Raw genomic sequence first — 10,438 nt, forward strand, 5'->3', positions numbered from 1 at the left:
CCTCATGGCCGCCCGCCTCGCCGGCGAGGAGATCGAACTACGCGGCCCCATCGAGACCGAAGCAGCCCGCCGCCTCGCCGACGACCTCAACGATCAGTAGCTAGCCAATTACCCCACACTTTCTGAGGCCCGGCGTGCCTGAGGCCCGCGGCGGGTCAGGGGCCCGCGGCGGGTCAGGGGCTGACCGCGAGGACCAGGTACGCGCCGAGGATCGCCAGGTGGACGCCGCCCTGCAGCGGGGTCGCGCGCTTGGGGATGACGGTGAGGGTGCCGACCGCGACGGTCAGCGCCAGCAGGATCATGTGGGTCGCCCCCAAGCCGAGTTCGAGCGGGCCGGAGAGCCAGGTGGAGGCGACCGCCACCGCCGGGATGGTCAGGCCGATCGAGGCCAGCGCCGAGCCCAGGGCCAGGTTCAGGCTGATCTGCACCCGGTTGCGGACCGCGGCCCGGACCGCGGCGATCGACTCGGGCAGCAGCACCAGCAGGGCGATCACCACGCCGACCACCGCGTTCGGCAGGTCCGCGGCGGCCACCCCGCGCTCGATGGTGGGGGAGACGCCCTTCGCCAGGCCGACCACGGAGACCAGCGCGACCGAGAGCAGGGCCACCGAGACCAGGGTCTCCTTCGTGCTCGGCGGTTCGGAGTGCTCGTCCATCGGGTCGACGATCTCACCCGCCGGGGTGACGGGCAGGAAGTAGTCGCGGTGGCGGACCGTCAGGGTCGAGACGAACAGCCCGTAGATGACGATCGAGGCGGTCGCGGCGAACACCAGCTGGGTGGTGGAGAACCGCGGGCCCGGCTCGGAGGTGGTGAAGGTCGGCAGCACCAGGCTCAGCGTCGCCAGGGTGGCGATCGCGCCGAACGCCGCGCCGGTGCCCTCCGCGTTGAACACCGCCACCCGGTACTTCAGTGCGCCGACCAGGATGGACAGGCCCAGGATGCCGTTGCAGGTGATCATCACGGCCGCGAACACGGTGTCCCGGGCCAGCCCGGCGCTCTTGTCGCCGCCGTCGGCCATCAGCGTGACGATCAGCGCGACCTCGATGATGGTGACGGCCACCGCCAGCACCAGCGAGCCGTACGGTTCGCCCACCCGGTGGGCGATCAGCTCCGCGTGGTGGACGGCCGCGACCACCGACACGGCCAGGAAGCACGCCACCAGGGCCACCACCGGCCACGGCAGGTCGCGGTGCCAGGTCGCCAGGAGCAGCAGGAACGCCAGCACCGGGGCGACGGTCGTCCACTGCAGGTAGTGCGGTCGAGGGGAGGAGGCCATGCGGCCGAGCTTGGCAGATGGCACCGGCCGAGCCCGGAAGTGACACTCGTGGCGGTGGTTCCGGCGCACGGCGAGGAGCAGGGGAGCAGCGGAGATGGTCGGACGGCGGACGGTGCTGGCGGCGGCGCTCGGACTCGCGGCGGCGGCCTGTGCCGCACCGCCGGAGAGGCCGCCCGCACCTGACGCGCCGTCCCCCGCGCCGAGCCCGCCCCGGACGCCCGCGCCGCCGTCCCGGGAGCAGGTGCTGGCCCGCTGCGCCGGACGGGTGCCGCAGCAGTGGGGCACCGACCTGCCGGGCGTGGCCCGGACCGTCCCCGGCGGGGCGCTGGCGCTGACCTTCGACGCCTGCGGCGGCCCGGGCGGGGACGGCTACGACGCGGCGCTGATCGGCACGCTGCGCCGCCTGCGGGTGCCCGCCACGCTGTTCCTGAACGCCCGCTGGGTGGACGCCAACCCGGGCCCGGCCGCCGAACTGGCCGCCGACCCGCTGTTCGAGATCGGCAACCACGGCACCGCGCACCGCCCGCTCTCGGTGACCGGCCGTTCGGCGTACGGCATCACCGGGACGGCGGACCCGGTGGCCGCGTACGAGGAGGTGGCGGGCAACCGGGCGAAGCTGGCCGACCTGCTGGGGCGGGCGCCGGGGTGGTTCCGCTCGGGGACGGCGCACTACGACGAGGTCGCGGTGGCGCTGGTGGAGCAGTTGGGCGAGCGGGTCGCCGGGTTCGCGGTGAACGGGGACGGCGGGGCGACGTTCACGCCCGAACAGGTCGCCCGGGAGGTGGCGGCCGCGCCGCCCGGGTCGATCGTGATCAGCCACTTCAACCACCCGGACGCCGGGACCGCCGAGGGCTACGCCCGGGCGCTGCCGGGGCTGCTGGACGCGGGGCGGCGCTTCGTCCGGCTCTCCGACCGGACGGCCGTCCCGTCCGGAGAATAATCGGGTGACAGCGCTCCGGGGGCGGTCTACGTTGTGCACCGACGCCTCCCGATGCGCTGGGTCCTCCGGTTACTTCCTTGACTACGTACACACCGGCACCCGTTTCCGATCACGGGAGGCGTTTCTCGACGCGCCGTCATCCGGCCTCTTCCACGTGCCCGCCAGGGGGACTTCCTGCATGACCCGGTTCAATCGCCAGCGCATCAAAGCCGCCACCAGGGCGGAGATCCGCACCGAGACACCGGAACTCTTCTCCGCCGGCGCGAGCGGCCAGCTGGCGCTCCACGGCAGGTGGCCGCTCGCCCCGCGGTCGGCGCGCACGCCTTCGGCCCCGGTCCCGGGCCCGCTCACCAACCACCAGGGCGGAGCCGGCTGGCAGCGCGACCCGCGCACCGAACTGTTCGTGCTGGCCGTGACGCACTTCTCCGGACAGCACAGCTTCTACGAGAGCGCCGCCGACCGCGAGGAGCGCTTCACCACGCTGGTCCGCCGCTTCGCCCTGGAGGACCCGTCCTGGGCGCTCGGCCTGCTGCGCTGGCTGCGCAACCAGGCGCAGATCCGCTCCGCCGCCGTGGCCGGCGCCGTCGAGTTCGCCCGGGCCAGGGCCGAGGCCAGAGCTCCCGGTCACTCCCGGCAGGCCGTCGACGCGGTGCTCCAACGCCCCGACGAGCCCGGCGAGTTCCTCGCCCTCTGGACGGCCCGGTACGGCCGCCGACTGCCCCAGCCGGTCCGCCGCGGCTTGGGCGACGCCGCCCGTCGGCTCTACACCGCGCGGGCCGTGCTGAAGTACGACACCCCGTCGCACGCCTTCCGCTTCGCCGACGTACTGGAGCTCACCCACCCCGCCCCCGCTGCCGACCGCCCCCGGCAGGGCGAGCTGTTCCGGTACGTCCTGGACCGGCGCCACCACCTGCACCGGGCCGTCCCGCCGCGCGACGAACCCGTCCTGGCGGCCCGGGAGCAACTGGCCGCGCTCCCGCTCGCCGAACGCCCGGCCGTGCTCGCCGCCCCCGACGCGGCCCACCGGCTGGCTGCCGCCGGAATGACCTGGGAGGCACTCGCGGGCTGGCTGCAGGGCCCGATGGACGCGGCCGCCTGGGAGGCGGTCATCCCGTCCATGGGGACGATGGCCCTGGTGCGCAACCTGCGCAACTTCGACCGGGCCGGAATCGGCGACGAGGCGGCGTCGCTGGTCGCGGCCCGGATCACCGACCCGGAGCAGGTCGCCCGTTCCCGCCAGCTCCCGTTCCGCTTCCTCGCCGCCCACCGTGCCGCGCCCGGCCCGCGCTGGGCAGCCGCACTGGAGACGGCACTGGGCCACTCGCTCGCCAACGTCCCCCACCTGCCCGGCCGGACGCTGGTGCTGGTCGACCGTTCGGGCTCGATGTTCGGCGTACCCGAGAGCCGCACCGAACTGACCCGCGCCGACGCCGCCGCGGTCTTCGGCAGCGCGCTGGCACTGCGCGCCGACCGGGCCGACCTGGTCGAATTCGGCACCGACAGCCGACCGGTCGAACCCGCACCGGACGAGTCGCTGCTCACCACCGTGGAACGCTTCCACGACCTGGGCGGCACGGACACGGCCGGAGCCGTCGCCCGGCACTTCGACGGCCACCACCGCGTCGTGGTCATCACCGACGAACAGCCCGGCCTGTTCGGACGGTTCGATCCGTTCGCGTCCGTCCCGCCCGACGTCCCGGTCTACACCTGGAACCTGTGCGGCTACCGCACCGGTCACGCCCCGCCCGCCCCGAACCGGCACGTGTTCGGCGGCCTGTCCGACGCCGCGTTCCGGCTGGTGCCGCTCCTGGAGGCGGGTGGGGCCGAGCAGTGGCCCTGGGAGCCGCCCGTCACCTCCGGCTGACCCGTACGGACCCCGGTCGTCGGAGCACCGTGGCCCGGCCCGACGGGTGCGCTGCTGCGCGGACCCGCACCCGCGCCGGGCCTGCGGAGCGTCCGTCCGTTCGTCCTCGCGGAGACACGCGAGGACCGCGAAGGCGAGGGCCGACGTCAGGGCGGGCGCGGGTCAGGCGCTGATGTCGGTCAGGTCGCGGGCGCCGCGCAGCCGGGAGGAGAGCAGCAGGACGGGGGAGAGCACCGTCAGCGCGCAGGCCAGGGCGAGCGCGGTGCGGGCGCCCCAGAGCGAGACGGCGGTGCCCGCGGCCAGCGCGCCGACCGGGATGGCGCCCCAGGAGACGAAGCGGACGGTGGCCATCACCCGGGGCAGCAGCGCGGCGGGGGTGGTGGTCTGCCGGTGGGTGCGGGTCAGGATGCTGAGCACCACCACGGAGGCGCCGAACCCGGCGTTGCCGAGCGCGAACAGCAGCAGCCCGGCCCCGCCCGGGGCGAGCGGCATCAGCGGCGCGGCCAGCACGCCGAACAGCGAGCCGAGGACGAGGGTGCGGGCGGTGCCGAAGCGGGCGGCCAGCCGGGGGGTGAACGCGGCGCCGAGCAGGCTGCCGACGCCCTCGGCGGCCATCAGCACGCCGACCAGCCCGGCCGGGGCGTCCAGGGTGCGGACCAGGAACACCGGGACGACCGCCATCAGCGCGCCGCAGACGAAGTTGATGCAGGTCGCCTCGGCCAGGCAGGGCCCGACCACCGGGTGCCGGGTCGCGTAGCGCCAGCCCTCGCGGATCTGGGCGCCGAAGGACGGCCGGTCGGCGGCGGGCGCGGGGCGCTCGGCCGAGGCCCGGGGCAGGGTGCGCAGCAGCGCCGCCGAGCACAGGAAGCTGACCGCGTCCACTACCAACGCGGTTGCTGCGCCCAGTAGTTGGACCAGCAGGCCGCCGATCGAGGGCCCGGCGAGCTGGTTCACCGAGTGGGTGGCCGAGGTCAGGCTGTTGCGGGCGGTGAGCTGCTCCGGGGGCACCACGCTGGGCAGGAAGGTGGAGTTCCCGACGTCGAAGACCACGCTCGCGAAGCTGAGCAGCAGTGCCGCCGCGACCAGGTGCGGCAGGCCGAGCACGCCGAACGCGGCGGCCAGCGGGACGGAGGCGATCGCGGCGGCGCGCAGCAGGTCCATGGCGATCTGGGTGCCGCGCAGCGGCAGGCGCTGCACCAGGACGCCCGCGGGCAGGCCGATCACCAGCCAGGCCACGTACCCGGCGGCGGTGACCAGGCCGACCTGGAAGCCGCTCGCGTGCAGCACGGAGACGGCGGTCAGTGGGAGGGCGATCGCGGTGACGGCGTCGCCGAGGCCGCTGACGGTGCTGGCCGTCCAGTAGCGCCAGAAGGCGGCGGCGGGGGTGGTGGCGGGTGCCCGCACGGGTCGGTCGGTGCGCTCGGGACTGGTGGTGCTCATGTGGCGTTCCCCCTGGTGGTGGGCAGTGAGTTCCCTTGGGGAACTCACTATAGGTGGTGGGGGCGCGACAGTGGCAAGGTGGTTCCATGCGCTACACCGACGTCGGCGACACCGACTGCTCCATCGCCCAGGCGCTGTCCGTGGTCGGCGACTGGTGGACCCTGCTGCTGGTGCGCGACCTCGCGGGCGGCACCCACCAGTTCGACGCCCTGCACGAGTCGCTGGGCATCAGCCGCAAGGTGCTCACCGCCCGGCTGCGCGCCCTGGTCGAGGACGGCGTGGTCGAGAAGCGCCTCTACCACGCCCACCCGCCGCGCTACGCCTACCACTTGACCGACAAGGGCTGGGCGCTGCTGCCCGTGCTGGTCGCCCTGCAGGACTGGGGCAGCCGCCACCTGCTCGGCGACGGCACCCTCACCGCCACCGCCGACCCCGACTCCGCCGAGACCCGCCGGGTGCACGCCCTGGTCGGCACCCGCGTCCCCGAACTCGCCCTGCCCGCCGCCTCCGAGGGCCCCCGCCCGCCGCTGGTCGACCCGGTCGCCCGCACCCCCTGGACGGTGCTGTACTGCTTCCCCGGCGCCTACGCCCCCGGCACCCAGGGCTACCCGCCCGGCTGGGACGAGATCCCCGGCACCGTCGGCTGCACCCTGGAGTCCTGCACCTACCGCGACCGGCTGGCGGCCTTCACCGCCCGCGGCGCCACCGTGCACGGCGTCTCCACCCAGCGCCCCGACCAGCAGGCCGCCTTCGCCGCCCACCAGTCCATCCCGTTCCCGCTGCTCTCGGACGCCGCGCTGCGGCTGACCGGCGCGCTGCGGCTGCCCACCTTCCGGGCCGGCGGCGCCGACCGGCTCAAACGGCTCACCCTGCTCGTCGACGCCGACCGCACCGTCCGCGCGGTGCTCTACCCGGTCCCGGACCCGGGCGGCTCGGTGGGCGAAGTCCTGTCCCTGCTGGACGAGTTGACGTCCGCCCAGCGGTAGAGCAGCACCGAGGCGAGGGCGGCCAGCGCGCACCAGGTGGAGACGAACGCCAGGCGCCACAGCAGGCCGCACAGCAGCGCGCCCAACTCGGTGACCCAGCCCAGCAGCCGCAGGTGGCGGTCGCCCGAACCCAGCAGCGCGCCCAGCACCGCCACCAGGTACCCGGCCAGCAGCAGCCCCGGCGCCGGGACGCCGACCGCGTAGTCCAGGGTGTGCCCGTGCACCCGCGCCACCACCGGCCGCCGGGCCACCGCCACCGCCAGCGGGACGGCCACGGCCGCACCCAGCAGGGTGAACCACCCGGCGCTGCGGCGGCCGGTCGCGCACCACACCGCCGCCGGGACGTACAGCGGCAGCAGCGGCAGTGCGACCACCGCCCACGCCGTCCGGGCCCACGCCCAGCCCGACCACACGCCCGCCTCCACCAGCTGGTGCACGCCCAGCAGCAGCGGCAGCGCGGCCAGCGGCAGCCGCCGCGACACCCCGGCGCGCAGCACCGCGCCGACGCCGACCGCCGTCACGGCGGCCCCGGCGACCAGGTCGGCCTCGGCGCTCCAGCACATCCGGCCAGCGTACGAGCCGACGGTCCGTCAGTACGACTGGAACTCGATCAGGCGGCCCTCCGGGTCGCGCAGGTGGGCGGTGCGCATCCCCGCGCCCCACTCCGGCCGGTCGGTGGGCGGCAGCGCCGGGGTGCCGCCGCTGCGCACGGCCAGCTCGTGCGCGGCGTCCACGTCCGCCACCCGGCAGACGAACATGTCGCCGCGCGGGGCGGGCGGCTGCTCGCCGAGCGCCCCGGCCATCGCGGCGCGGTCGAACAGCACCAGCACGGCCTGGTCGTCGACGTCCCAGTGCGCGTACGGGCCCTGCGGGGAGCCCTGGACGCGGCGGGCGCCGAGCAGCGGCGGCAGGACGGCGTCGTAGAACGCGAAGCAGGCGGGGAAGTCGGCGACCAGCAGGCGGGGGTGGAGCGCGTCCACGGCTACCTCCAAAGTAGTGGGTGTGAACCCACTATAGGGGTGAACCTATGATTGACCCATGGCCGATCCCACCGAAACCCCGCCCTCGCTCCGCGAACTGACGACCTACCTGCTCTCCCGCACCGGCAAGGAGGCCCGCACCCGCCTCGCCGAGCGCCTGGCCGCCGACGGGCTGCGCCTCTACCACCACGCCGCCCTCGCCGCCCTCGCCGACCTCGGGCCGCACACCCAGCGCGACCTCGCCACCCGGCTGCGCCTGGACCCCAGCGACCTCGCCAAGGCCGCCGACCTGCTCGCCGCCCGCGGCTGGATCGACCGCACCCGCGACCCGGCCGACCGCCGCCGCCTCACCCTGACCCTCACCGCCGCCGGACGCACCCGGCTCGCCGAACTCCAGGCCGAGGCCCGCACCGTCCAGGACGCCGTCCTCGCCCCCCTCGACCCCGCCGAACGCGCCACCCTGCACGCCCTGCTGCTGCGCCTGCACGCCGGGGGCTGACCGCCCCGAAGGGTCAGGGGGCCTCGGGGCCCTGACCGGCCAGCTGCCGCAGGCCGGTCAGGGTCAGGTCGAGGGCGGCGAGGAACTGCTGCTTGTCGTCGTGGCCGTCGAAGGCGTCGACGATGTCGTGCAGGAAGGGGTACTCCCCGGGGTCGAGGGCGCGCCAGGTGGCGGCGAAGCGGCCGAGGAACTCCTCGCGCTCCACCAGGCCGTCGACCACCGCCTGCGGCGGCTCCTGGCCCAGGTCGGCGGCGGCGCTGACCACCACGCCGAGCACCGCCGTCACGGCGTGGAAGCGCTGCAGCGGGGTGAGGTCGAGCCGCAGCAGCTGCCGCCCCAGCTCCTCGTAGAGCCGCAGCGAGTTGCCCTCCGCGTCGATGCCGCGCATGAAGCGCGAGCCCAGCCAGGGGCGGTCCACCACCGCGTCGAACAGCGTGACGGCCATCCGGCGCAGCTCGTCGACCGGGTCGCCGGTGCGGGGGTGCCGCTCGATCTCGGCCAGCACCCCGCCGAGCACGTGGTCGACGGCGCGGTCCAGCAGGTCGTCCCGGCCCGACACGTACCAGTAGACGCTGCCGACCCCGGTGCCGAGCCGGCTCGCCAGGCCGCGGATGGTCAGGGCGGGCTCGCCCGACTCGTCCAGCAGCTCCACCGCGGCGCCGAGGACGGCCTCGATGGAGTGCGAGGCGCGCCGCCGCTCCCGGGCGGGGCGGTCGGCGGGGCGCTGGCGCGGAGGGGTCATGCCCTTCATCCAACCACATTTGCCAGACTATCGAACGTGGTTCTAGTATCGAACCAGGTTCGATAATCCGTGACACCCGCCGATCCGCGTCACCCGTCCCGAGAGGAGGCCGCCATGACCGGCACCGAGACCACCGCCGCCGTCACCCCCGCGGCACCGCGCACCTACCCGTCCCTGCGCGCCGCCTGGATACCGCTGGCCGCGCTCTGCCTGGCCTTCTTCGTCGAGATGGTCGACAACACGCTGCTGTCCATCGCGCTGCCCACCATCGGCCGCGACCTGGGCAGCGGCACCACCGCGCTGCAGTGGGTCACCGGCGCGTACTCGCTCACCTTCGGCGGCCTGCTGCTGACCGCCGGGGCGACCGCCGACCGGCTCGGCCGCCGCCGCGTCCTGCTGGCCGGCCTCGCCGTGTTCGGGCTGCTCAGCCTGGGCGTCGCCCTGGTCACCGGCGCCGGGCAGCTGATCGCCCTGCGGGCCGGGCTCGGCGTCGCCGCCGCGGCCATGGCCCCCATCACCAACTCGCTGGTCTTCCGGCTCTTCGACGACGCGGCGCTGCGGATGCGCGCGATGACCGTGATGATCGTCGTCGGCATGTCCGGCTTCGTCCTCGGCCCGCTGCTCGGCGGCACCGCGCTGGCCCACGTCAAGTGGCAGTGGCTGCTGCTGGTCAACGCCCCGATCGCGCTGATCGCCGCCGTCGGCGTCCGGCTCGGCGTCCCCGCCGACCGGCCCGAGGACCTCACCCGCGACCGGCTCGACCTGCCCGGCGCCGTGCTCAGCGTCGCCGCCATCGGCCTCGCCTGCTACTCGCTCACCAGCGGCGTCGACCACGGCTGGGGCTCCGCCGCCACGATCGGCTCGATCCTCGGCGCCCTCGCCGCGGGCACCGCCTTCGTGTGGCACGAGCGCCGCACCGCCGCCCCCATGCTGGACCTGAAGCTCTTCCGCAACGGCACCGTCCGCGGCGCCTCCCTCGCCCAGATCGGCACCGCCATCGCGATGGCCGCCGTCATGTTCGGCCTGATCCTGCACTTCCAGTACGCCTACGGCTGGAGCCCGGTCAAGGCGGGCCTGGCCAACCTCCCGATCATCGCCACCATGCTCGTCGCCACCCCGCTGTCCGAGTGGCTCGCCAAGCGCTTCGGCCACCGCGTCGCCTGCCTGGTCGGCGCCGCCTGCCTGGCCGGCGCGCTGGCCGGCCTCGCCTGGGGCGTCTCGCACGGCTACGCCGCCATCGCGCTCTGCATGGTGGTGATGACCGTCGGCCTGCGCACCGTGATGACCATCTGCGCCGTCGCCCTGGTCGAGGCGGTCCCCGAGAACCGCACCTCCATCGGCACCGCCCTCAACGACACCGCGCAGGAGGTCGGCAGCAGCGTCGGCACCGCCGTGGTCGGCACCCTGATCGCCGCCCTGGTCACCACCCAGCTGCCCGAAGGCACCTGGAGCAACGCCCTGGTCACCTCCTTCTTCCACGGCGAGCGGATCACCTACGCCGTGCTGGCGGTGGTCGTCGGCCTGGTCACCGCGGTCGGCGCGCTCACCCTCACCGACTCCCGCAGCACCGAGGAGCACCCCGGCTAGAAGTCTGATGAAGATCTTCTTGCTGGGAGGGCTGTCCCGGTTGGGATAGCCCTCCTGCGCTATGCGGTTGTGGGAGTGATGGTCCAGGTGTCGCCCGCGCGGGTAAGCCCGAGGCTGATCAGT

10 protein-coding genes are annotated in these 10,438 nt (G+C 74.8%); 5 read left to right on the top strand and 5 right to left on the bottom strand.

Annotation, left to right across the window (positions count from 1 at the left end):
• Nucleotides 1–173: 173 nt before the first annotated feature.
• Complete coding sequence (locus QSK52_RS38450) at nt 174–1,277, bottom strand: calcium:proton antiporter (RefSeq protein WP_285740936.1); 1,104 nt, start codon at nt 1,275–1,277, stop codon at nt 174–176.
• Between the two features lie 94 nt (nt 1,278–1,371).
• Here QSK52_RS38450 and QSK52_RS38455 point away from each other — a divergent pair, with 94 nt between their 5' ends.
• Together QSK52_RS38455 and QSK52_RS38460 are read left to right on the top strand one after the other, a co-directional pair.
• Nucleotides 1,372–2,217 carry a polysaccharide deacetylase family protein gene (locus QSK52_RS38455; RefSeq protein WP_285740937.1) on the top strand — a complete coding sequence of 282 codons (846 nt, stop codon included), beginning with the start codon at nt 1,372–1,374 and terminating at the stop codon, nt 2,215–2,217.
• 178 nt (nt 2,218–2,395) lie between these two features.
• Entirely contained in the window at nt 2,396–4,081 is a 1,686-nt protein-coding gene (locus QSK52_RS38460; protein ID WP_285740938.1) for a TROVE domain-containing protein, read from the top strand.
• A 162-nt stretch (nt 4,082–4,243) separates the two neighbouring features.
• On the opposite strand, the gene QSK52_RS38465 is transcribed toward QSK52_RS38460, so the two are convergent.
• Nucleotides 4,244–5,521, bottom strand: coding sequence for an MFS transporter (locus QSK52_RS38465; RefSeq protein WP_285740939.1), 1,278 nt, complete (start codon nt 5,519–5,521; stop codon nt 4,244–4,246).
• 86 nt (nt 5,522–5,607) lie between these two features.
• Between QSK52_RS38465 and QSK52_RS38470 the strand changes: the two genes are divergently transcribed.
• A complete protein-coding gene (locus QSK52_RS38470; RefSeq protein WP_285740940.1) occupies nt 5,608–6,507 on the top strand; it encodes a winged helix-turn-helix transcriptional regulator in 900 nt (299 codons plus the stop codon).
• On the opposite strand, the gene QSK52_RS38475 is transcribed toward QSK52_RS38470, so the two are convergent.
• Nucleotides 6,429–7,070, bottom strand: a complete 642-nt coding sequence (locus QSK52_RS38475; RefSeq protein ID WP_285740941.1) for a DUF6629 family protein — start codon at nt 7,068–7,070, stop codon at nt 6,429–6,431. The two genes, QSK52_RS38470 and QSK52_RS38475, sit on opposite strands and share 79 nt — an antisense overlap.
• A 27-nt stretch (nt 7,071–7,097) precedes the next feature.
• On the bottom strand, nt 7,098–7,487 hold the full coding sequence (locus tag QSK52_RS38480; protein WP_285740942.1) for a VOC family protein: 390 nt from the start codon (nt 7,485–7,487) through the stop codon (nt 7,098–7,100).
• Nucleotides 7,488–7,545: 58 nt separating this feature from the next.
• On the opposite strand from QSK52_RS38480, the gene QSK52_RS38485 reads away from it, so the two are divergent.
• Nucleotides 7,546–7,986, top strand: a complete 441-nt coding sequence (locus QSK52_RS38485) for a MarR family winged helix-turn-helix transcriptional regulator (protein WP_285740943.1) — start codon at nt 7,546–7,548, stop codon at nt 7,984–7,986.
• A gap of 13 nt (nt 7,987–7,999) precedes the next feature.
• Here the strand turns inward: QSK52_RS38485 and QSK52_RS38490 are convergent, their stop codons facing one another.
• Nucleotides 8,000–8,662, bottom strand: a complete 663-nt coding sequence (locus QSK52_RS38490) for a TetR/AcrR family transcriptional regulator (RefSeq protein ID WP_285740945.1) — start codon at nt 8,660–8,662, stop codon at nt 8,000–8,002.
• Between the two features lie 180 nt (nt 8,663–8,842).
• On the opposite strand from QSK52_RS38490, the gene QSK52_RS38495 reads away from it, so the two are divergent.
• Complete coding sequence (locus QSK52_RS38495; RefSeq protein ID WP_285740944.1) at nt 8,843–10,315, top strand: MFS transporter; 1,473 nt, start codon at nt 8,843–8,845, stop codon at nt 10,313–10,315.
• Nucleotides 10,316–10,438 lie beyond the last annotated feature (123 nt).

Source organism: Kitasatospora phosalacinea (genome assembly GCF_030268885.1).
Lineage (GTDB): Bacteria > Actinomycetota > Actinomycetes > Streptomycetales > Streptomycetaceae > Kitasatospora > Kitasatospora phosalacinea_C.